The organism is Brachybacterium horti, from assembly GCF_054777615.1.
Genome location: NZ_BAAHAM010000001.1, coordinates 55,383 through 75,350, shown reverse-complemented (window position 1 = coordinate 75,350; position 19,968 = coordinate 55,383). Strand labels below are relative to the sequence as shown.

Below are 19,968 nucleotides of genomic sequence, written 5' to 3'. Positions count from 1 at the left end.
AGTCCCGGCCGAGCCCGCGGAGGAGCTCAGCCCGTGGCGCGGGCGACGTCGGCGGCGAGCACCGCCGGCCAGTCGGCGACCTCCGCGCGCGTCGAGGCGATCTGCAGGGACGACTGCGGCAGGAGCTCGTGCAGGCGCTCCGCCGTCGAGACCGGGTGCCCCGGATCGTCGGTCCAGGCGAGGATCGTCACCGGCACGTCGATCCGGGCGATCGCCTCGGGGGAGGGGAGGTCGCTCAGCGCCGCCCCGCGGTACACCGAGGGCAGCAGCTCCTCCCGCACCTGCGGCAGGGTGTCCGGCGTGCCGATCTGGGCGGGCGGCCGGTGCACGTCGCGGCTCGCCGCGAGGAAGCGCTCCATCCCGTGCTGCTCCACGAAGTCGGCGAGCCGCTCGTAGTTCTCCGCCTGCGCGACCCGTGTCTCCCAGGCGGTGGAGGGGATCAGCAGCGTGAGCGAGCTGAAGCGGCCCGGGTCGCGCACGGCCGCGTGCAGCAGGGTCGCGCACCCCATCGACGGTCCCGCCCCGTGCACCGCCTCCCCGGGGAAGTGGTCATCGAGCAGGGCGAGCAGGTCCTCCGCGAGCCGCGGCCAGGTGTAGTCCTCCGGCACCGTCCTCCCCGTCGACTCCCCGTGGCCGCGCGCGTCGTAGCGCAGCAGCCGCGTGCCGGAGAGCCCGCGCCCCAGGTCCAGGTCGATCATGCGGTCCCGCTCCCGGGACGAGGTGAGCCCGTGGAGCTGGACCACGGGATGCCCGTGCTGGTCGCTGAAGGAGGTGGCGAGCTCCGCTCCCGGGACACGGAACGATGACAACGTGGCCTCCGATGGCGAGGGGGAACAGGTGGCGCTTACCGTACCGTCATGCGGCTCACCCACGTCGATCAGCTCCGTCTCCCCTTCGGAGCCCTGCGCAGCTACCAGGTCACGGCGACCCCGGAGCCCGCGGGCCCGGCCGCCGAGCTGCCCGTCTCCTTCGACCAGGCGCGCCACGTGGGCGCCGGCGACCGCCCCGGCTCGTGGATGGCCGTGTCGATCCGGCTGCGCGAGCCCGTCGACCCGGAGGACCTCGCCGCCGCCTGGCTCGCCGTCGTCGCCCGCCACGGCACGCTCCGCACCGGCTTCGTGCAGGACGAGGACGGCGAGGTGCACCTGCGCCGGCTGCGGATCGGCCCGGGCCGCTGGGAGGACCACGAGATCGCCCCCGGCCGGTCGATGAACGCCGCGCTGCAGGAGGTCCTCGACGCGAGCTGCCGCCCGCTCTCCGCGCCCTCGCACCGGCTCTGCACGATCGACACCGCCGTCGGCCCCACCCTCGTCATCGCCTCCGACCACGCCCATGTGGACATGTGGTCGATGCTCGTCCTCGCCCGCGACCTGCTCGCCGCCCTCGCGGACGTCCGCGCCGGCCGGGAGCCCGCCGAGGGCTGGGTCCCCGAGTTCGCCGAGCACACCGCCGTGCTCGAGCGGCGCACCGAGGTGCCCGAGGAGATCCACCGCCGCTGGGCGGAGATCCTCGCCGCGGGGGAGGACGTCATGCCGCGCTTCCCGCTGCCGCTCGGCGACCCGGCCCCGCAGCCCGAGCGGGTCGAGGTGCGCGACGTGCTCGACGTCGACGACACCGCCGCCCTCAGCGCGCAGGCGCGGGCCGACGGCGTCTCCACCCTCGCCCTCACCACGTCCCTCATGACGCAGGTGACGCGCGATCTCGCCGACGCCCCGCTGCGCGCCGTGTTCCCCGTGCACAGCCGCTACGACAAGACCTGGCACGACTCCGTGGGCTGGTTCATCACGAACTCCGTGCTCGAGAGCGCCGACGCGTCCCCGCAGGCGGCCGCCGCCGCCGTCAAGGAGGCCATCGCGCTCGGCTCCTGGCCGCTGCGCGAGGTGCTCGCCCCCTGGGGCGGCATGCCCGAGGCGCCCGGCATGTTCGCGCTCTCGTGGCTGGACCTGCGGCGCCTCCCCGTGCGGATCGACGACATCGGGCTCGAGGCGCAGTACGTGAGCTCCGGGATCCGCACCTCCGGCGTCATGCTCTGGTTCATCCTCGACGACGCCGGTGTGCACCTGCGCTGCCGCTACCCGGACACCTCGCAGGCCCGGGAGAGCGTGGGCACCTGGCTCGACGCGCTCGTCGCGCTGCTGCGCGCGACGGCGCGAGCCTCCGCCGGCACGCGGCTGCTCGCGGGCGGCCGCGAGTACCGCGTCTCCCGTGCCCGGCGTGCCGACGTCCCCGCGATCGTCGCCCTGCTCACGGACGACGAGCTGGGCCGCACACGGGAGGGCGCCGACCTCGAGCGGTACGAGGCGGCGCACGAGGTGCTCTCCCGTGACGGCGCCCACTACCTCGCGGTCGTGCGCGACGCCGAGGAGCGGATCGTCGGCACCATGCAGCTGACGATCATCCCCGGCCTCTCCCGCGGCGGCACGACCCGCCTGCAGATCGAGGGGGTGCGCGTCGCCGGGGCCGAGCGCTCGCACGGGCTCGGCACGGCGATGCTCACCTGGGCGCACGACCACGGCCGCTCCCGCGGGGCCGCGCTCTCGCAGCTCACCACCGACGGCACGCGGACCGCGGCGCAGCAGTTCTACGCGCGGCTCGGCTACGAGGCGAGCCACGTGGGGCTCAAGCGACCCCTCTGACATGCACGAGGCCGGGCCGTCCCGAAGGACGACCCGGCCTCGTGGTGCCGGAGCCGGCGGGGCGCGCCCGCCGCTGCTCAGGATCCTGAGTTCAGGGGTGCTCAGTACAGGTTGAGGAAGGCCTGGAGGACCTTGACGGTGGAGCCGTCGACCTCGTCGGAGCCGGTGTGGCTCGCGCCGACCTCGTGCTCGAGGCCCTTGACGGTGTCCTTGCCGATGACGCCGTCCTGGTCGGTCTTGACCCAGGCCTGGAGCGCCTTCGTGGTGGTCTCGTCGAGCTCGCCGGTCTGCTCGACGCCCAGCCAGTCCTGCAGCGCGGTGATGGTCTTGGGGCCCATCTTGCCGTCGACCTCGAGGGTGCCCGCGACCTGGAGGTCGGGGTTGCCCACGGCGCTCTTCGAGGAGCTGGTGGACTTCTTCGAGGAGGTCGACTCGGAGGAGGACTTCTTCGAGGAGGTGGACTCGGAGGACTTCTTCTCCGAGGAGGTGGACTCCGAGGAGGTGGACTTCTTCTCGGTCTTCTTGGTGAAGCCGTTGTCCGTGCAGTTGTCCGCGATGCCGTCACCGTCGCAGGACCAGTCGCCCTGCTTCTCGGTGGACTTCTTCTCGGAGGAGCTCGAGGTGGACTTGCGCTCGGTGGAGCGGTCCGACTTCTTCTCCGAGGAGCGGGACTCGCTCGAGCTCGAGGAGCTCGAGTCGGAGGACCTCGAGGAGCTGGAGTCGGAGGAGCTGGAGTCCGAGGACGGGGAGGACGAGGTGTCCGCGCCACCGGTGATGTACTTGCCGCAGTTGGGCCACGCGCCGGCGCCCTGGCCCGCGAGGACCTTCTCCGCGACGGCGATCTGCTGGCTCTTGGTGGCCTTGTCGGCGGTGGAGGCGTACTGGCCGCCGCCGTAGGCCTGCCAGGTCGACTTGGTGAACTGGAGGCCGCCGTAGAAGCCGTTGCCGGTGTTGATGGACCAGTTGCCGCTGGACTCGCACTGCGCGACCTGGTCCCAGCCGCCGGCCGCGTCGGCCTGCTGGGCGGGAGCGGCGGCGAAGGCGCCGGCGGCGACGACGGCGCCCCCGGCGAGGGTCAGCGCGGTGCGGCCCAGGAGGGACGCGCGCTCGGTGGTGCTGGTGGTCATGGGGTGCTCCTCAGGATGCTCGACGTAGGGGCCGCGACGCACAGGACCGGTCAGCAGGAGCGCTGAGGGTGCGTCCGCGGCGAACGCAGGGCCCAACCTACGAGCGCCCCCCGGGGGGACCTCAAGCGTCGTGAACGAGGCTTGAAGGAGGCTTGACCAAGCGCGTCTGCTCGGTCACAGGAAGGTCACGGCGGACCGTCTGTAGCAGCGTCACCTTGTTGAACATGCAGGTCAGCGCGTCAAGCGGGTGGTGGGAGGTGGGGCCTCCGGCGTGTCGGCCCGGGTGGCGCGTACGGTGTCGGCCATGGCGAGAGCACCAGGTGGCGACGGTGGTTCGGTCGAGGCTGGGAGGGCGCTGGACGACCCGTCGAGGCCGGTCACCCCGGCACTCCGCGACGTGACGGCGGTCACGCCATCGGGACGGCTCGAGGTGATCGCCGGTCCCATGTTCGCCGGGAAGTCGGAGGAGCTGATCCGTCGCGTGCGCCGGGCGCACCTCGCCGGGCTCCGGGTCGAGGTCATCACCCACGCCCTCGACACGCGCTACGCGGAGGGCATCACCGCGCACACCGGGGACCGGATCCCCGCCCGCGCCGTGGCCGACGCCGCCGCGCTGCGGGACCTGCTCCGGGCGGGCGCCCCGGATCTCCTCGCGATCGACGAGGCGCAGTTCTTCGGCCCGGACCTCGTCGCTCCCGTGCTCGAGGCGGCACGCGCCGGGAGCATCGTCGTCGTCGCCGGTCTCTCCGTCACCTTCGACGGCGACCCCTTCCCGCCGCTGCCCGCCCTCATGGCGCTCGCCGAGGACGTCCGCAAGCTGACCGCCGTCTGCTCCGTGTGCGGGCGCGACGCGGCGTACCACCAGCGGCTCCGCACGGGCGACGAGGACGGCCTCGAGATCGGCGCGCGATCCGTGGGCGGCGCGGAGAGCTACCGGGCGCGGTGCCTGCTCCACCACGAGCGGCCGTGAGTGCCCCACCTCAGGAGCGGGCGGCCTCCGCGGCGGGACGATCTGCCACCTCACGCCCCAGCGGACCGTGCACCGACCGCACAGGGACTCCGCGCCGCTCCGGCTGACGATCGCGTCCCGCCGCAGGTCCACCGCCGCTCGCGCGGCGCCCCCGTCCGGGCCAGTACCGTTCCGCCATGGACTCCGCCTCACCTCCCCAGCTCCTGCTCGTCGAGGACGACCCGCAGCTGCGGGACATGCTCGCCGCGCTCCTCGAGGACGAGGGTTACGCGGTGACGACCGCCGCGGACGGTCAGCGTGCCCTGCACCTCGCCCTCACCCGGGACCACGACCTGATGCTCCTGGACCGCGGCCTCCCCGGGCTCGAGGGCCTCGACCTGCTGGGGAGGCTCCGCGGCGCCGGGGTGGACGTGCCCGTGCTGGTGCTCTCCGCGCGGGGGAACCCCGCGGACCGGGTGGACGGGCTCGACGCCGGTGCGGAGGACTACCTCGCCAAGCCCTTCGACCTCGCGGAGCTCCTCGCCCGGCTGCGGGCGCTGCGCCGCCGTCACCGCGAGACCGCGGAGCTGCTGCCCCTCAGCGGCGGCCGACGCCTCGAAGTGCGGGCGCACGAGGTGATCGGGGAGGGCGCCCGGGTGCCGCTCACCGCGCGTGAGTGCGCGCTGCTCGAGGTGCTCGCCCGCTCCCCCTCCCAGGTGTTCGAGCGCGAGACGCTCCTGCGTCGGGCTCTCCCCGGGGCGGAGGACCTCGGCGTCGTCGACACCTGCGTCCATTACCTGCGCCGGAAGCTGGGTCGCGACGTGGTGGCGACGGTGCGCGGAGTGGGCTATCGATTGGGGACGCCGTGACCGAGCGCACCCGGCCGCTCGGCGAGGCGGACGCCCAGCAGCTTCGCCGCGCCGCCCGCCGCCTCGCCCTGCAGATCGCCGTCGTCATGGCCGCCGTGGTCGCGATCGTCGGGGTGACCGCGTTCGGACTCGTCGCCGCGTCCCTGTCGCGTGCTACCGACCAGGAGCTCAGCTCCGTGCGGGACGACGCCGGCGGCGACGAGCTCAGCCGCGGCACCTACGTGATCCGCGAGCACGAGGGCTCCATCACCTCCTCCGACGACCTTCCGACCGGCCTGCCCGACGATGACGCCCTCGACCGCGTGCAGGCGGGAGAGCAGCGGGTGGACTCCCGGGTCCGTGCCGACGGTCACAGCTTCGTCGTGCGCACCTCCCGGGCGGAGGGAGGGATCGTGCAGGTCGCGATCGACACCCACGCCAACCGCGAGCAGCTGCAGCGGGTGGGCGCGGCGCTCGGCATCGGCGGCGCCGCCGGCGTGCTCCTCGCCGCCGTCGTCGCCGATCGCCTCGCGCGGCGGGCCATGCGTCCCCTCGCCGACGCCCTCGCCCGCCAGCGCCGGTTCGTCGCCGACGCCGGCCACGAGCTGCGTACTCCGCTGACCCTGCTCAGCACCCGCGTGCAGATCCTCCGCCGACGCCGTGAGCGGGGCCGCGACCCGGAGGCGACGGACGGGGAGATCGCTGCGATCCAGCAGGACGCCGCCTCGCTCACGGCTCTCCTGGAGGAGCTGCTCGAGGCCGCCGACGACCGGGAGATCGAGCTCGAGGACGTGGACCTCCGCGCCCTCACCGAGATCGCGCTGGACTCGGCCCGCGCCGAGGCCGAGCGCGCCGGGGTCACCCTCCGTCTGACAGGCGACGGCACGGTGCGCGTCCGCGCCACCACCGTCGGGGTCCGCCGCATCGTGCAGTCCCTCCTCTCCAACGCCCTGGACCACACCCGGACCCGGGTGGACGTCCACATCGCCGCGGGGCCGCGGGGAGGAGTTCTCCGCATCGCCGACGACGGCCCCGGCTTCCCCGCCGGGGACGCGGTCTTCGAGCGCTTCGCCTCCCAGCGCAGCGGCGAGGCATCACGCCACCACTACGGACTGGGCCTGTCCCTCGTGGCGGACGTCGTCCGACGACTCGACGGCGACGTGAGGATCGATCGCTCCGCACCCGGCGGTGTGATCGAGGTGACGCTCCCGCGCGCCGCCTGACGCACGTTCCGGAAGAAACCCGGAAGACTCCGCCGCCACGCTGTGCGCAGGATCGGGACGGACCCGATGCCGAAGGAGGCTCCGATGAGCATCAGGGAGAGCGGCCGACGTCGAGGCCGCTTGGCCACCGGCGTGATCGCCGGCACGGCACTCGCCGCCACCGGGATCGGCGCGGGGGCGCTGTGGGTCGGTGAGCAGGGCGTGGCGAGCACGTCGGCCGCCGCGGCGACGACCCCGGCCGCCACGAGCAGCGCTGCACCGACGGATTCCGACGCGGGCACGGCGACGCCGTCGCCGGAGGACGCGTCGGAATCCGACACGTCATCGTCCGCGTCCGCCGACACGTCATCGTCCTCGTCGGATTCGTCGTCGTCCGACGCGTCCTCCTCCTCGTCGGATTCGTCCCGGTCGAGCACGTCGTCGCAGGGCTCCGCGCAGACCGTGTCCCGCGGCTCCGGCGGTCCCTCCCACTCCTCCAGCCAGGGGTCCTGAGATGACCGCCCGCACCAGCTGGCCCCTGTGGAGCACCACCGCGGAGCTCATCGTCGTCGACCCCGCGGAGCTGGCCGCCGCGCGGGACCTCGCCGGGGCCACCCTCGCGGAGGTCGAGGACGCCTGCTCGAGGCACCGGGACGACGCCGAGCTGCGCGCGGTCGAGGGGCGCGACCTCGTCGACGAGCTCGTCAGCCCGGTCCTCGCCCGCCTGCTCGCGGATGCGATCGACGCGGCGCGTTGCACCGACGGCCTCGTGGACCCCACCCTGGGCGACCGCCTCGAGGCGCACGGCTTCACCGGCGCGCCCGGGGTGCGGTCGGCCGTGGTGCACCGGGCGACCTGGCGGGACGTCACGCTGCGCGAGGGGCGGCTCACCGCCCCCGCCGGCGTGCGGTTCGACCTCGGCGCGACCGGAAAGGCGAGCGCCGCGGACCTCCTCGCCGAGCGGCTCCGGGACGATCCGCGCATTCGCCACGGCGTGCTGGTGTCCCTGGGCGGGGACCTCCGCGCCGCCGGCACAGGGCCCGGCGGCGGCTGGCAGGTCGACGTGCGCGACGGCGCCGGCGAGCCCGGCCAGCAGGTCCGGCTCCATGATGGCGGTGCCCTGGCCACCTCGAGCACTCTCCACCGGCGTCGGCTTCTCGGGGAGCACGAGGTGCACCACATCCTCGACCCACGGCACCTCGGGCCGGCGCCCGACACCTGGCGCACCGTGAGCTGCGCCGGGACCACCTGCGCCGCCGCCAACACCGCCTCGACCGCGGCGATCGTGCTCGGCGAGGACGCGCCCGACTGGCTCGAGCGCCGGGGCGTCCCCGCGCGCCTCGTCGCCGCGGACCGCCGTGTGCTGACCACCTCCTCCTGGCCCACGCCGCTCCCCGCGGAGGTCCGCCATGGATGAGGTGCTCTGGGCGACCGCACGGGCGAGCGGTGTCGTCGCCCTCGTGCTGCTCACCCTCTCCGTGGGACTGGGCGTCCTCACCCGGGGCGGCCGTCCGTTGCCCGGGCTGCCGCGGTTCGCGGTCGCCCACCTCCACCGTGACGCCTCCCTGCTCGCCACCGCCTTCCTGACGCTGCACGTGGTGAGCCTGCTCGGCGACCGCTACGCCGAGCTCCGCCTCGTCGACCTGGTGGTGCCCTTCCTCGCTGCGCGCGACCCACTCTGGCAGGGGCTCGGCACCACCGCCCACGACCTTCTGATCGCCGTCATCGTCACCGCCCTGCTCCGCCGACGCCTCCCGGTCGCCGTGTTCCGCATCGTCCACCTCGCGGTCCTGCCGCTGTGGGGGATCGCGCTGCTCCACGCCCTCGGCTCGGGCACCGACGCGGGCACCCTCTGGTTCCGCGTCATCGCCGCCGCGTGCGCGGCGATCGTGCTTGCAGCGACCCTCTGGCGACTGCTGGCCCCCGCCTTCCGCACCCACCCGGCGCAGCGCGCCCTCCGCACCCCTGAACGGAGCCTCCGATGAGCACCCTCGCCGTTCCGGCCCCCGGCCTGCTCGACCCCGCCGAGCCGGAGCCCCTGCCCACCGTGGACCAGCTCCCCGCCCTGATCACCCGCTCCGGGCTGACCGGCCGCGGCGGCGCCGGCTTCCCGGTCGGCGCGAAGATCGCCGCACTGCGACGTGCACCCTCCACGATCGTCGCGAACGCCTCGGAGGGGGAGCCGCTCAGCGCGAAGGACGCGGTGCTGCTGCGGGAGTCCCCGCACGCGGTGATCGACGGCCTCCTGCTGCTCGCCGGCGCCCTCGCCCCGCGCGCCGGTCTGACGATCATGGTCCACCCGCGGTCGGCCGCCGAGGTGCGCTCGGCGCTCGCCGCCCGCCCCGACGGCCGCCGGGTGCAGGTGCAGGTCGCGCAGGAGCGCTTCGTCGCAGGGGAGGCCACCGCGGTCGCCGCGGCGCTCGCCGGCGGTGAGCAGATCCCCGCCGACCACCCCCATCACCTCACCGAGAGGGGTCTCCGCGGCGGCCCGGTGCTCGTGCAGAACGCGGAGACCCTCGCGCACGTCGCCCGCATCGCCCGCCACGGCGCCGAGGCGTTCCTCGCCGCCGGCAGGCCGGAGGACCCGGGGACGCGGCTCGTGACCATCGCGCGCCCCGAGGGCCCGGAGACCGTCCTGGAGGTGCCCGGCGGATCAACCCTCCGCGAGGTGCTGCACCTCGCGGGCACGGAGCCCGGGACGCTCGACGCCGTGCTCGTGGGCGGCTACCACGGTCGCTGGGCGCTGCCCGACCAGTTCGACGTGCCGCTCGGACCGCGCCCCGCCCCGGGCGTGCTCGGCGCGGGCGCCGGGGTGCTGATGCTGCTGGACCGGGGACGCTGCCCGCTGCCCGTGACCACGGCGATCCTCGACCATCTCGCCGCGGAGTCCGCCGGGCAGTGCGGTCCCTGCGTGCTGGGACTCCCGCGCATCGCCGCATCGATGCACGACCTCGAGGCCGGGCACGGCGACCCGGCCCGGCTCCGGCGACGCCTCGAGGCGGTCGCGGGACGCGGCGCCTGCCACCATCCCGACGGCACCGCGCAGCTCGCCGGCTCGACGGTCACCGCCTTCGGCCCGGAGTTCGACGCCCACGTCGCCGGGCACTGCACGGGGTGGCGGCGATGACGCGAGAGCGGCGGGAGGCCGCCCGCCTCCACGTCGACTGGACCCGCTGCGAGGCTCGCGGCGCGTGCCTCGAGCTGCTCGAGGGCACGCTGGTCGGTGACGAGGACGGCTTCCCGCTCGCCGTCGGCCGGCCGTCCGGGCAGCGGACCGACGTGCCGATCGCCCGCGGGGAGCTCGCCGCCGCCCGGGAGGCGGTGGGGGCCTGTCCGCGGCTCGCTCTGCAGCTGCTCGGGCCGACTGACGGCCGTGCGGGCGCACCGACGCTCGACGTGCACGATGCGCCCCGGGCCGGGAACGGGGACCGGGCTGGTCGCGGAGGGCACCGGAAGCGGTGATCGGCACCCCTCGGCGCCGCCGAGTACCGCTCCCGGACAGGGGAACTCCATCCCCGGCGGAAGTCGGTCGCGGGCCGGTCAGCGGCCTTCGAGAGCCTGCTCGAGCTCCGCCTTGCTCATGCGGGAGCGCCCCTCGATCCCCTCGCGCCGGGCGTCCTGGTACAGCTGCTCCTTCGTGCGGCCCTGCGCCCCCTCGTGGGAGCGGCGCCCGCCGCGGCGGGAGGGGGAGTCGTCCTCGAGGGAGGTGCGGGAGGCCTCCTCCGCCTCACCCGCCTGCGCCCGCGCCTTGTTGACGGTGCGGGCGGCGATCTCCTCCGCCGTGTCCTCGTCCTCGCCCCGATCGAGGGCGCTGTCCTTCACGTGCTCGTACTGGCGCTCGCGCTTGTCGCTCCAGGCCTGCTGCGGCATGGCCGCTCCTTCCGTCGGCGGGCGGGGACAGGACGCCCCGTGCCTCGATCCTGCGCCGTCGCCGCCGGGCTGTCGAGGGATCAGGCGTGCTCGGCGAGCGGCACGGCGGCCTCCGCGGCGACCTCCCGCCAGGTCGCGGCGAGGGAGGCGATCGTGGCGTGGGCGTTCAGACCGCTCGGCTGGGGCACCACCCAGAGCGTCGGCCCCTCGGGCCAGCCGTCCGGCAGCGCCTCCTCCTGGCGGCCCAGGCGCGCCTTCGGCAGGTCGAAGGCCTGGCGGTACGCGGTGATGCCCGCGATCGCGACGACCCGCGGCGCGAGAGCGGGCAGGCGGGAGAGGAGCTCGGCGCCGCCCTCGCGCAGCTCCTCGCGGCGCAGCTGGTCGGCGCGGGCGGTCGCCCGGCCCACGAGGTTCGTGACGCCCACCCCGCGGCCCAGGAGATCCGCGGCGTCCTCGTCCTCGAGGCCGCGGGAGGCGTCCACGGGCCGCGCCGTGAGCCCCGCGGCGTGCAGCGAGGGCCAGAAGCGGTTGCCGGGGCGGGCGAAGGGCGCATTCACCGCGGCGGTCCACAGCCCCGGGTTGATGCCCACGATCAGCAGGCGCAGCGCCGGATCGGCCGACGGGTCCGGCAGCAGGTCGTCGATGACGTCCGGATCCGTGGTGGGGACGTCGGCGAGGTCGTCCTTCGTGGGGCGTCGGCCGCGGAGCGGGGAGGGGCGTCGGGGCATCACCCCGGCACCCTAGCCCGCACCCCGAGAGGTGCCTGTCCGGAGGGCGGACCGCCCGGACGGCCCGGGGAGGGGGCCCCACTAGGCTCGTCCTCATGATCGTCACCGTCGACGCCGGCCCCCAGGGGACCCCCACCAGCAGGGACGGAGCGGGTTTCCTCGCGCCCACCGCCCTCGCCTACCGCCTCGCCCCCGGGGAGAGGGCCGAGGCCCCGCTGCCCGCGCAGGACGAGGTCGAGAGCATCGTCGGCCGCCGCATCGCCCCCGGTGACGTGCTGCGCACCTATCTGTTCCCCGCCCTCGACGAGGCCCAGACCTGGGGCGCGACCCACGTCGCGATCGACCTCGAGCTCGACGACGGCACCCGCCTCTCCGCTCTCGACCCCCGCGACCAGCACGGCACCCCCGCCACCGCGAGCGGCCTCGGGGAGGGCCGGATCCTCTACGCCGACCAGTGGAACGACGTGCAGGTGGATCTCGCCGCCGCCGCGGGCCGCACGATCACGGCGGTGCTCCTCGCGGCGGACGCCCCCGCGGGCGGCGACCCCGAGCTGCGCGGCTGGATCGACGGCCCGTACCTGGGCCCGCTCCCCGCGGATCCTCCCCTCGACGACCCGGTCGCCTGGGTGGACACCCGCCGCGGCACCTACGCCTCGGGCGACTTCTCCCGCGGCAACAACCTCCCGCTCACCGCGTGGCCCAACGGCTTCGCCTTCTTCACCCCGATGACCGACGCCCGCACACGGCGCTGGGTGTACGAGTACCACCGCCGCAACGGCGCCGACAACCGGCCCCGCCTCGAGGGTCTCGGCATCTCCCACCAGCCGAGCCCCTGGATGGGGGACCGCGCCCAGTTCCTGCTCATGCCGCTGGACGCCGACGCCGCGGACGCCTCCCCGGCCGCCCGTGCGCTCGGCTTCTCCCACGCCGACGAGGTCGCCCGCCCCGACCTCTACGCCGTGACCCTCGACGGCGCGCACACCCTGCGCCTCGCCCCCACCGACCACGGCGCCGTGATCGAGATCGGCGCCCCCGCCGGTCCCGCGCCGCGCCTCCTGCTCGAGGGCGTCGACGAGCACTCCCGGGTGCTCACCGAGGACGCCGTCGACCGCGGCCTCGTCCGCGCCTGGGTGGACTCCGGCATCGAGGAGGGCTTCGCCCGGGCCGACGGCACGACCCGCATGTTCGTGCGCGCCGAGCTCGACCCCGCCCCCGTCTCCGTCGAGGAGGCCCCGGGCGCGACGCCCGGCGCGGCCGTGCTGCGCTTCGCCGAGGGCACCACCGCGGTGACCGTGCGCTGGGTGACGAGCTTCGTGGGCCAGGAGCAGGCCGAGCGCACCTTCGCACGGGAGCTCGCGGGACGCTCCCTCGAGCAGGTGCGCGAGGCCGCCCACGCCGCCTGGACCGAGCGGCTCTCCGTGATCGAGGTGCCCGAGGCGACGCCCCCGCAGCGCCGCACCCTCGCCGGGAGCCTCTACCGCCTGAACCTCTACCCCAACTCCCACTGGGAGGACGCGGGGGAGGAGGGCGCGCCGCGCCCCGTTCACGCGAGCCCCGTGCTGCCCGTCCTCGGCGAGGCGAGCGACGACACGACGAACGCGCAGATCGTCGAGGGACGCATGGCCGTGAACCACGGCTTCTGGGACACCTACCGCACCGCCTGGCCCGCCTACGCGCTGCTCTACCCGGAGCTCGCCGCGCAGCTCGCCGACGACTTCGTCCAGCAGCACCGCGAGGGCGGCTGGATCGCCCGCTGGTCCTCACCGGGCTACGCCGACTGCATGACGGGCACGAGCTCCGACATCTCCTTCGCGGACCTCCAGGTGAAGGGCGTCCCGCTGCCGGACCCGCTCGCGACCTACGAGGCCGGGCTGCGCAACGCGACCGTGACGCCGAGCGCGGGGGAGGTGGGCCGCCGCGGCGGGGAGCGCTCCGTGTTCACCGGCTACGTCGACACCGACACCGAGGAGTCCGTCTCCTGGGCGCTCGAGGCGCACATCAACGACGCGGGCCTCGCCGCCCAGGCGGAGCTCCTCGCCGCCGGCCCCGCACTGCCCGAGGCCCGCCGCCGGGAGATCCGCGAGGAGGCCGCCTACCTGCGCGCCCGCTCCGCGAACTACCCGCTGCTCTTCGACCCCGCCGTGGGCTTCTTCCAGGGCCGCCGGGCGGACGGCGCCGTCGCCCAGACGCCCGAGCAGTTCGACCCGCTCTCCTGGGGCGGCGACTTCACCGAGACCGACGGCTGGAACTTCGCCTTCCACGTCCCGCACGACGGCGAGGGCCTCGCCTCCCTGTACGGCGGCCGCGACGGGCTCCGCGCGAAGCTCGAGGAGTTCTTCGCGACCCCGGAGCGGGCGGACCGCAAGGGCACCTACGGCCACGCGATCCACGAGATGGACGAGGCGCGGGCCGTGCGGATGGGCCAGTTCGGCATGTCCAACCAGCCCTCCCACCACATCCCCTTCCTCTTCCACCATGCGGGCGCGCCGGAGCGGGCGATGGAGGTGGTGCGGGAGGTGCAGCGCCGGCTCTTCGTCGGCGAGCAGATCGGCCAGGGCTACCCCGGGGACGAGGACAACGGCGAGATGAGCGCCTGGTGGCTGCTCACGGCGCTCGGCCTGTACCCGCTGCAGCTCGGCACGCCCCGCTACCACCTCGTCGCACCCCTGTTCGTGCAGGCCCGCGTGCGGCCGCTCGGCGGGGAGGCGTTCACGGTGACCGCGACCGGGCAGGCCCCGGACCACCCCTACGTCACCGCGATGACCGTGCGCGGGCAGGACCATCCCCGGGCCTGGATCGAGCACGGCGACCTGCGCGGCGAGATCACGATGGCGCTCGGCGCGGAGCCGGCCGGCTGGGGCGAGGTGCCGCCCTCGCCCACGGCGCCCGGCCGGAGCCCGCGCCCGCTGCTCGACCTGCTGCCGCGCGACGGTGCGGATCCGCTCCTGGACGACGACTCCCGCACCGAGGTCGAGCTGACCGAGGAGGAGCACGCCGGGGCCGACGGGATCACGATCGTGCTGCCCCGGCTCGAGGAGCCGGCCGCGGCCCGCTTCCTCACCCTCACCTCCGGTGCCGAGGAGGGCGCGGACCCGATCGCCTGGCGGCTCGAGACCTCCGCCGACGGCGCCGCATGGGAGCTGCTCGACGCCCGCGAGGACCTGACCTTCCCGTGGCGGCGGCAGACCCGGCCCTTCGCCCTGCCGGAGCACGCGGCCGTCGTGCACCACCGGATCGTGCTGCGCGGCACAGGCACGGCGGTGCGGCTCGCCCAGGTGGAGCTGCTCGCCTGAGGGCATCGGTACGATCGGTGACCTCGCGCCCCACCGATCCAGGAGCAGCCCCACGATGACCCAGGCCTACCACGCCGATTCCTCCGATCTCGCGGAGAAGGAGGTGCTGACCTGGGAGCAGTTCGGCACCGCCTCCCGGGAGCTCGCACAGACGATCGCCGACTCCGACTTCGCGCCGGAGATCATCATCGCGATCGCGCGCGGCGGCCTGCTGCCCGCGGGCTCGCTCTCCTACGCGCTGGGCCTGAAGCTCTCCGACGCGATCAACGTCGAGTTCTACACCGACGTCCACGAGACGCTGCCGGATCCGGTGCTGCTCGCCCCGATGCTCGACACCGAGTCGATCGCGGGGAAGCGGCTGCTCGTCGTCGACGACGTCGCCGACTCCGGGCGCACCCTCGCGCTCGTGCTCGACCTGCTGCGGGAGACCGGCGCGGACGCCCGCAGCGCCGTGCTCTACGCGAAGTCCGCCTCGGTGATCGCCCCCGACTTCGCGTGGCGCCGCACCGACCGCTGGATCGTCTTCCCGTGGTCCGCGGAGCCGCCGGTCACCCCGAGCGCGTGAACGGCCAGGTCATCGCCGCCCACACGGCGGCGATGGCCACGGCCTCCACGAGCAGGTACCACGGCCACGGCCCGAGCACGTCGAGCAGGCTCGGCCCGGCCGGGGCGTGCATCAGATAGGCGTAGTTCGCGCCGCTCAGCAGGTTGCCGACGAAGGCGACCCCCGCCCAGCCGACGGTCGCCGCATAGGCGAGGCCGTAGGAGCGCCAGGTGGGCCGGAAGCCGCAGCCCCAGCACAGCACGATCGGCGCGAGCAGCGCCGTGCTGTGCCCGATCCAGTACTCGGCGAGCTCGAGCGGGGCCCACACGAAGTAGTTGACGTCCGGGGTGAGCACGGACTGCAGGTTCAGGGTGAGCCCCCAGTACCAGCTCACGGCCACCGCCCAGCGGGCCCGGGTGATCAGCGCGATCGGGGTGAGCACCCGCAGGGCGTCGGAGAAGTGCAGCGGCAGCGACTCGTCGATGTTCCAGGACCACGGGGCGAAGCCCCACAGGATCCACAGCAGGTTGTTCACGAGCAGCACCCCTCCCGCGCGGCGCAGAAGCAGGTCCCGGCGCTCGGCGGGGGTGCGGCGCGCCCAGCGCACGACCAGCACGGCCGCGAGGGCCGTGAGGGCGAGCACCACGAGGTGCTCGGTGCCGTAGGGGGTCATGCGCGCGAACGGAGCGGGGGCCACACCGGGAGGCTAGCTCCCCGTGCGGCCCCCGCTCCGGATGCGGTGGCGGCAGCGCGCCTCAGGCGGCGACGGCGGCGCCGGACGTGCGGGCGTGGCGCGCCTTCAGCAGCGTCACGAGCGCCGCGGAGAGCAGCGTGCCTGCGAGGATCGCGACCACGTAGCCCCACAGGGGGGAGATCGCGAAGAACACGAAGATGCCGCCGTGCGGGGCCTGCGAGCCGACGCCGAAGGCCATCGTGAGGGCGCCGGTGAGGGCGCCGCCCGCCATCATCGAGGGGATGACGCGCAGCGGGTCGCCCGCGGCGAAGGGGATCGCGCCCTCGGAGATGAAGGCCGCGCCCAGCAGCCACGCGGTCGTGCCGTTCTCCCGCTCCACGGGGGAGTAGAGGCGGCGGGCGACCGTCGTGGACAGGGCCATGGCGAGCGGCGGGACCATGCCGCCGGCCATGACGGCCGCCATGATCTCGAAGGACGCCTCGGTGCCCTGCGAGAGGCCCGCCGTCGCGAAGAGGTAGGCCGCCTTGTTGACGGGGCCGCCCAGGTCGAAGCACATCATGAGGCCCAGGACCGCGCCGAGCAGGATCGCGGAGGAGCCGCTCATGCCGGAGAGCGCGTCCTGCAGGGTCGTCATCACCCAGGCGAGCGGGCGGCCGATCACGAGCAGCATCGCCCCGCCCACCACGGCGGAGGTCACGAGCGGGATGATCACCACGGGCATGAGCCCCGCGAGCCAGCGCGGCGGGCGGAAGGTCGTCAGCCACAGCGCGATGATCCCGGCGAGCAGGCCCGTGACGAGGCCACCGAGGAAGCCGGCGCCCACGAGCACGGAGATCGCGCCGCCGAGGAAGCCCGGGGCGATGCCGGGGCGCCCGGCGAGGCCGAAGGCGATGTAGCCCGAGAGCGCGGCGACGAGGAAGCCCATGCCGGTGTTCCCGAGCAGGAAGGCGACCGAGCCGAGGTAGAGCAGCAGGCCCGAGCGCTTCGTGAGGAGCTCGCCCGCAGAGCCGTCGTAGGTGACGTGGCCGGGGAGATCGGTGAGGCTGCTGCCGGTCGCGACGCCCTTCGCCACGAAGGCGACGTCGAAGCCGGCGAGCAGGAAGCCGAGCGCCATGAGCAGGCCGCCCGCGGCGACGAAGGGGATCATGTAGGAGACGCCCGTCATCACGGCCGCCTGGATCCGCTTGGGCCAGGACTGCTGCTGCTCGCCGCCGGAGGACGAGGCCGCGGCGGCGGCGCCGGTCGTCGCCGGGACGCGCCGCGCGGCGGGGTCCCCGGCCGCGTCGATCGCCTCGTCGATCATCTGCGGGCCGTGGGAGATCGCGCGCTTGACGGGATGCTCCACGAGGGGAAGGCCCGCGAAGCGGTCACGGCCCGAGATCGAGACGTCGGCCGCGATGATGAGCGCGCCGGCGCGCTCGATCTGCTCGGGCGTGAACGGGGTGATGCCCCCCGAGCCCTGGGTCTCGACGTGCAGCTCGACGCCGCGCTCCTTCGCCGCGTTCTCGAGCGACTCGGCGGCCATGTAGGTGTGGGCGATGCCGGTGGGGCACGAGGTGATCGCGAGGAGGACGGGGAGGTCCTCCCCGGTGCCCTGTGCGGCCGTGTCCTGCGATGCCGTGTCCTGTGCTCCGGTCTCCTGCGGTGCGGCGGGCTGCTCACCGCGGTGCGCGGGCTCGAGCACGTCGAGCACGAGGTCCGCCGCCTCCTGGGAGGTCGTGGCGGCGCGCAGCGAGGCGAGGAACTCGGGCCGGATCAGCGCGCGGGAGAGCTGGGCGAGCAGCTGCAGGTGCTGGTCGTCGGTACCGGCGGGGGCGGAGATGCCGATGATGACGTCGGCCGGGCCGTCCTGGGCGCCGAAGTCCACCGGCTCGCTCAGGCGGATCAGGCCCAGGGCGGCCTCGTGGACCGCCTCGGTGCGGCAGTGGGGGATCGCGAAGCCGCCGGGCATGCCGGTCGCGAAGGACTCCTCGCGGGCGAGCAGACCGGCCTCGAGACCGTCCCGCTCGCTGCGGCCGGTGGAGGCGATGAGATCGGCCATCTGGCCGATGACGGCGAGCTTGTCGCCGGCCGGTGCGACGTCCAGACGGACGAGGTCGGCGGTGATGAGTGCGGACACTGCCAGCTCCTTCACTGGTGGCCCGGGGGTTTCCCGGGGAGGGGCCGACGGCCGGGAGGCCGACGGCGGGGATGCTCAGAGGGCGCGGACGAGGTCCTCGCGGACGACGACCTGATCGGGTCGGGGGATCGTGGTGCCGGGCAGCGCCACCGCGGCGGTGCCGTAGGCGACGGCGCAGGCGAGCCGCTCGGGCTCCTCGCGGCCGCGGACCCTCGCGAGGAGGTATCCGGCGGCCGCGGAGTCCCCGGCGCCGACGGTCGAGAGGACCTCCCCGGGGACGGCCGCGCAGTGCCAGGTCCCCTCCGCGGAGGCGAGCACCGCGCCCGCGGCGCCGAGGGTCACGAGCACGGCGCCGACGCCCTGGGCGTGCAGGGCGCGGGCGGCCTCGGCGACGGGGGCGAGCTCGCCCTGCTCGGCGGCGGCCTCGATCGCGGCGCCGTCGGCCCCGGTGAGCTGGCCGAGCTCCTCGGCGTTCGGGGTCAGCAGGTCCGGGGCGGCGCAGCGGTCCGCCCGCCAGGCGGCGGCGAGGGCGGCGAGCGGGGCGTCGGAGGTGTCCACGCCCACCGGGACCGCGGCCTCGTGCAGCTCCTGGATGCGGCGGGCGTACCAGTCCGCGGGCAGGCCCGGGGCGAGGGAGCCGGAGAGCATGACGAGGTCGCCGGGTCGGGTGGCGCCGTGGAGCGCGGTGGCGAGCATCTCCGCCTCCGCCGGGGTCAGCGCGTGGCCGGGCTCGTTGATCTTCGTGGTCACCCCGGGCGGGGAGACGACGGTGAGGTTCGTGCGCACGGGGCCCGCGACGGGGACCGTGAGGTGGGGGAGGCCGCCGGCCTCGAGCAGGCCCACGAGCGGGTCCTCGGCGCGGGCGGGGAGCACGGCGAGGGTGCCCTCTCCGGCCTGGTGGAGGGCGCGGGAGACGTTCACGCCCTTGCCGCCCGCCTGGGTGACGTCCTCGGCGATGCGGTGCACGCCGCCGGGGACGAGCGGGGCGGTGAGGGTGACGGTGCGGTCCAGGGACGGGTTCGCGGTGAGGGTGATGATCATGCGATCACGACCTCCACCCCGGTCGCCTCGAGCTCGCCGCGCAGGGCGGGGGCGAGGCCGTCGTCGGTGACGATCACGTCGATCTCCTCGAGGTCGGCGATGCGGACGAGGCGGCGGGCGCCGGCCTTCGAGGAGTCCGCGAGGACCACCCGGCGCCCGGCCTGCTGCAGGAGCGCGGTCTTCACGGCGCCCTCGGAGGGGTCCGGGGTGTAGAGGCCCTCGGCGTCGAAGCCGTTGCAGCCGAGGAAGGCGACCTCGGGGCGCAGGGCACGGATCGCGTCGACGGTCGCGGCGCCGACGGCGGCCCCGGTCCCGGGGCGCAGCCGCCCGGGCAGGAGGTGCACGGGCGGGCCGTCGAGGGCGAGCAGCGCCTGGGCGACGTCGAGCGCATGGGTGACGACGGCGCCGGTGCGCTCGGAGAGATGGGGGACGAGGGCGAGGGTGCTCGTGCCCGCGTCGAGCTGCACGGCGGCCTCGGGGTCCAGCGGCAGGAGCGTCGCGGCGGCCGCGGCGATGCGCTCCTTGAGGTCGGTGCGGGTGCCGCGGCGGGAGGCGAGGTCCGGCTCGAGCACGGCGGCGGCGCGGGGGATGGCGCCGCCGTGGACGCGGGCGAGGACGCCGCGGCGGTCCAGCTGGTCGAGGTCGCGGCGCACGGTCTCGGTCGTGACCTCGAACTTCTCGGCGAGATCCGAGACGGCGACCCGGCCCTCGGCCGCGAGGGCGTCGAGGATCGCACGGTGGCGCTGGGGGGCGTACATGGGGATCGATCACCTGCGTCGTCGGAGGAGAGGGTGCTGCGGGGTGTGCCCACCGTAACTCCGAAGGCCACACAAAGCAACATGTGGATCTGTTGTTTTATGGGGGAGTGCGCGGAGGGCGGGGCGTGCGACGAGTTCGCCGACCGCCGAACCCCTGCC

At 75.0% G+C, this 19,968-nt stretch carries 18 protein-coding genes; 10 read left to right on the top strand and 8 right to left on the bottom strand.

Annotated elements, in window-relative coordinates; genetic code table 11:
* Positions 1–26: 26 nt before the first annotated feature.
* Positions 27–809, bottom strand: coding sequence for an alpha/beta fold hydrolase (locus tag ACYVAP_RS00355; RefSeq protein WP_498859079.1), 783 nt, complete (start codon positions 807–809; stop codon positions 27–29).
* A gap of 48 nt (positions 810–857) precedes the next feature.
* Here ACYVAP_RS00355 and ACYVAP_RS00350 point away from each other — a divergent pair, with 48 nt between their 5' ends.
* Positions 858–2,636: a GNAT family N-acetyltransferase gene (locus ACYVAP_RS00350; protein WP_498859078.1), complete on the top strand. Its 1,779-nt coding sequence runs from the start codon at positions 858–860 to the stop codon at positions 2,634–2,636.
* 101 nt (positions 2,637–2,737) lie between these two features.
* Here the strand turns inward: ACYVAP_RS00350 and ACYVAP_RS00345 are convergent, their stop codons facing one another.
* The gene (locus ACYVAP_RS00345; RefSeq protein WP_498859077.1) at positions 2,738–3,763 is read right to left on the bottom strand and encodes a transglycosylase family protein; all 1,026 of its coding nucleotides are present in this window, start codon (positions 3,761–3,763) and stop codon (positions 2,738–2,740) included.
* A gap of 397 nt (positions 3,764–4,160) precedes the next feature.
* On the opposite strand from ACYVAP_RS00345, the gene ACYVAP_RS00340 reads away from it, so the two are divergent.
* The 7 genes from ACYVAP_RS00340 (at position 4,161) to ACYVAP_RS00310 (ending at position 10,224) form a co-directional block, all read left to right on the top strand.
* Positions 4,161–4,733 carry a thymidine kinase gene (locus ACYVAP_RS00340; protein WP_498859843.1) on the top strand — a complete coding sequence of 191 codons (573 nt, stop codon included), beginning with the start codon at positions 4,161–4,163 and terminating at the stop codon, positions 4,731–4,733.
* A gap of 176 nt (positions 4,734–4,909) precedes the next feature.
* The gene (locus tag ACYVAP_RS00335; protein WP_498859076.1) at positions 4,910–5,581 is read left to right on the top strand and encodes a response regulator transcription factor; all 672 of its coding nucleotides are present in this window, start codon (positions 4,910–4,912) and stop codon (positions 5,579–5,581) included.
* Positions 5,578–6,783: a sensor histidine kinase gene (locus ACYVAP_RS00330; protein WP_498859075.1), complete on the top strand. Its 1,206-nt coding sequence runs from the start codon at positions 5,578–5,580 to the stop codon at positions 6,781–6,783. Before ACYVAP_RS00335 ends, ACYVAP_RS00330 begins: the two co-directional genes overlap by 4 nt.
* Positions 6,784–7,276: 493 nt before the next feature.
* Positions 7,277–8,179 (top strand): FAD:protein FMN transferase, encoded by a 903-nt coding sequence (locus tag ACYVAP_RS00325; protein WP_498859074.1) that lies wholly within the window; start codon positions 7,277–7,279, stop codon positions 8,177–8,179.
* Positions 8,172–8,747: a ferric reductase-like transmembrane domain-containing protein gene (locus tag ACYVAP_RS00320; RefSeq protein ID WP_498859073.1), complete on the top strand. Its 576-nt coding sequence runs from the start codon at positions 8,172–8,174 to the stop codon at positions 8,745–8,747. The genes ACYVAP_RS00325 and ACYVAP_RS00320 overlap by 8 nt, the downstream gene beginning before the upstream one ends.
* Complete coding sequence (locus ACYVAP_RS00315) at positions 8,744–9,889, top strand: NADH-ubiquinone oxidoreductase-F iron-sulfur binding region domain-containing protein (RefSeq protein WP_498859072.1); 1,146 nt, start codon at positions 8,744–8,746, stop codon at positions 9,887–9,889. The genes ACYVAP_RS00320 and ACYVAP_RS00315 overlap by 4 nt, the downstream gene beginning before the upstream one ends.
* A complete protein-coding gene (locus tag ACYVAP_RS00310; RefSeq protein WP_498859071.1) occupies positions 9,886–10,224 on the top strand; it encodes a ferredoxin in 339 nt (112 codons plus the stop codon). The genes ACYVAP_RS00315 and ACYVAP_RS00310 overlap by 4 nt, the downstream gene beginning before the upstream one ends.
* Positions 10,225–10,302: 78 nt before the next feature.
* Here ACYVAP_RS00310 and ACYVAP_RS00305 read toward each other — a convergent pair whose 3' ends face one another.
* Both ACYVAP_RS00305 and ACYVAP_RS00300 read right to left on the bottom strand, forming a co-directional pair.
* Complete coding sequence (locus tag ACYVAP_RS00305) at positions 10,303–10,632, bottom strand: plasmid stabilization protein (protein ID WP_264449848.1); 330 nt, start codon at positions 10,630–10,632, stop codon at positions 10,303–10,305.
* An 80-nt stretch (positions 10,633–10,712) separates the two neighbouring features.
* Entirely contained in the window at positions 10,713–11,360 is a 648-nt protein-coding gene (locus tag ACYVAP_RS00300; protein ID WP_498859070.1) for a mismatch-specific DNA-glycosylase, read from the bottom strand.
* Positions 11,361–11,455: 95 nt separating this feature from the next.
* On the opposite strand from ACYVAP_RS00300, the gene ACYVAP_RS00295 reads away from it, so the two are divergent.
* Positions 11,456–14,653 carry a GH92 family glycosyl hydrolase gene (locus tag ACYVAP_RS00295; RefSeq protein WP_498859069.1) on the top strand — a complete coding sequence of 1,066 codons (3,198 nt, stop codon included), beginning with the start codon at positions 11,456–11,458 and terminating at the stop codon, positions 14,651–14,653.
* Positions 14,654–14,708: 55 nt separating this feature from the next.
* The gene (locus ACYVAP_RS00290; protein WP_498859068.1) at positions 14,709–15,218 is read left to right on the top strand and encodes a phosphoribosyltransferase; all 510 of its coding nucleotides are present in this window, start codon (positions 14,709–14,711) and stop codon (positions 15,216–15,218) included.
* Here ACYVAP_RS00290 and ACYVAP_RS00285 read toward each other — a convergent pair.
* The 4 genes from ACYVAP_RS00285 to ACYVAP_RS00270 form a co-directional block, all read right to left on the bottom strand.
* Positions 15,202–15,894 (bottom strand): YwaF family protein, encoded by a 693-nt coding sequence (locus ACYVAP_RS00285; protein ID WP_498859067.1) that lies wholly within the window; start codon positions 15,892–15,894, stop codon positions 15,202–15,204. The genes ACYVAP_RS00290 and ACYVAP_RS00285 overlap by 17 nt on opposite strands.
* 58 nt (positions 15,895–15,952) lie before the next feature.
* Positions 15,953–18,010, bottom strand: coding sequence for a PTS fructose transporter subunit IIABC (locus ACYVAP_RS00280; protein WP_498859066.1), 2,058 nt, complete (start codon positions 18,008–18,010; stop codon positions 15,953–15,955).
* A gap of 75 nt (positions 18,011–18,085) precedes the next feature.
* Positions 18,086–19,051 (bottom strand): 1-phosphofructokinase family hexose kinase, encoded by a 966-nt coding sequence (locus ACYVAP_RS00275; protein ID WP_498859065.1) that lies wholly within the window; start codon positions 19,049–19,051, stop codon positions 18,086–18,088.
* On the bottom strand, positions 19,048–19,809 hold the full coding sequence (locus ACYVAP_RS00270) for a DeoR/GlpR family DNA-binding transcription regulator (protein ID WP_498859064.1): 762 nt from the start codon (positions 19,807–19,809) through the stop codon (positions 19,048–19,050). The genes ACYVAP_RS00275 and ACYVAP_RS00270 overlap by 4 nt, the downstream gene beginning before the upstream one ends.
* Positions 19,810–19,968 lie beyond the last annotated feature (159 nt).

Excerpts from the sequence above, each read along its gene's own strand:
- ACYVAP_RS00290 (WP_498859068.1), top strand. The coding sequence starts at position 14,709 with ATGACCCAGGCCTACCACGCCGATTCCTCCGATCTCGCGGAGAAGGAG.
- ACYVAP_RS00325 (WP_498859074.1), top strand. The coding sequence starts at position 7,277 with ATGACCGCCCGCACCAGCTGGCCCCTGTGGAGCACCACCGCGGAGCTC.
- ACYVAP_RS00315 (WP_498859072.1), top strand. The coding sequence starts at position 8,744 with ATGAGCACCCTCGCCGTTCCGGCCCCCGGCCTGCTCGACCCCGCCGAG.
- ACYVAP_RS00345 (WP_498859077.1), bottom strand. The coding sequence starts at position 3,763 with ATGACCACCAGCACCACCGAGCGCGCGTCCCTCCTGGGCCGCACCGCG.
- ACYVAP_RS00320 (WP_498859073.1), top strand. The coding sequence starts at position 8,172 with ATGGATGAGGTGCTCTGGGCGACCGCACGGGCGAGCGGTGTCGTCGCC.
- ACYVAP_RS00310 (WP_498859071.1), top strand. The coding sequence starts at position 9,886 with ATGACGCGAGAGCGGCGGGAGGCCGCCCGCCTCCACGTCGACTGGACC.
- ACYVAP_RS00350 (WP_498859078.1), top strand. The coding sequence starts at position 858 with ATGCGGCTCACCCACGTCGATCAGCTCCGTCTCCCCTTCGGAGCCCTG.
- ACYVAP_RS00275 (WP_498859065.1), bottom strand. The coding sequence starts at position 19,051 with ATGATCATCACCCTCACCGCGAACCCGTCCCTGGACCGCACCGTCACC.
- ACYVAP_RS00335 (WP_498859076.1), top strand. The coding sequence starts at position 4,910 with ATGGACTCCGCCTCACCTCCCCAGCTCCTGCTCGTCGAGGACGACCCG.
- ACYVAP_RS00295 (WP_498859069.1), top strand. The coding sequence starts at position 11,456 with ATGATCGTCACCGTCGACGCCGGCCCCCAGGGGACCCCCACCAGCAGG.
- ACYVAP_RS00270 (WP_498859064.1), bottom strand. The coding sequence starts at position 19,809 with ATGTACGCCCCCCAGCGCCACCGTGCGATCCTCGACGCCCTCGCGGCC.
- ACYVAP_RS00305 (WP_264449848.1), bottom strand. The coding sequence starts at position 10,632 with ATGCCGCAGCAGGCCTGGAGCGACAAGCGCGAGCGCCAGTACGAGCAC.
- ACYVAP_RS00300 (WP_498859070.1), bottom strand. The coding sequence starts at position 11,360 with ATGCCCCGACGCCCCTCCCCGCTCCGCGGCCGACGCCCCACGAAGGAC.